Consider the following 677-nt stretch of genomic DNA (forward strand, 5'->3'; position numbering starts at 1 on the left):
CCGCGGATCCGCAGACGGATCCGCGGCCTCTTTGTTTGTCCGCGACCCCCGACCACCTACGAGGTGCCCGACCCAAGATCAAAGATCGATCAAAAGGAGACCGAGATGGGGGCGAAGACGATCATGGACCTGATCGACGAAGCCAAGATCCCCTGTCGTACCGACCCTGACCTGTGGTTCGCCGAGTCGCCGGAGGACGTGGAGTTCGCGAAGGCGCTCTGCGGCGACTGCCCGATCCAGAAGGCCTGCCTGGCCCGCGCGCTGGAGCGCGAGGAGCCGTGGGGCGTCTGGGGTGGCGAACTGATCCTCCGGGGAACCGTCGTTCCCCGCAAGCGGCCCCGCGGACGTCCGCGTAAGCACCCGGTCGCTGCCTGACCCCCCGATCACGACAAGCCAGAAAGCAGACACTCACATGAACACTCGTCCGAGGAGCCTCAAAGTGCCGTATCTGACCCATGAATTGGTCAACGACCGAATACAAACCCTCCACCGTGAGGCCGAGGAGCAGCGTCTCGTCTCGCATCTCCGCCGCGTGCAGCGTGCGCGCCGCAGAGTCCAGCGGGCGAACGAGCGCCTCCACCGGGTCATGGCCCAGGAGATCTGAGCCGGGAGGTCCTGCCGCCGGCGCAGGATCTCCCGCAAGGAGTGATTGAGCGGCCGGGCGCTGTACGCGCCCG

General features: G+C 66.5%; 1 protein-coding gene. It reads left to right on the top strand.

Annotated features, from left to right (window positions below; all coding sequences use genetic code 11):
* Positions 1–105: 105 nt before the first annotated feature.
* On the top strand, positions 106–375 hold the full coding sequence (locus KME77_RS27170; RefSeq protein ID WP_219471786.1) for a WhiB family transcriptional regulator: 270 nt from the start codon (positions 106–108) through the stop codon (positions 373–375).
* Positions 376–677: the final 302 nt, after the last annotated feature.

The sequence above is a fragment of the Nonomuraea rhizosphaerae genome, from assembly GCF_019396405.1.
Lineage (GTDB): Bacteria > Actinomycetota > Actinomycetes > Streptosporangiales > Streptosporangiaceae > Nonomuraea > Nonomuraea rhizosphaerae.

What these genes read in the sequence shown, in the direction of transcription:
- KME77_RS27170 (WP_219471786.1), top strand. Translation starts at nt 106, where the DNA reads ATGGGGGCGAAGACGATCATGGACCTGATCGACGAAGCCAAGATCCCC.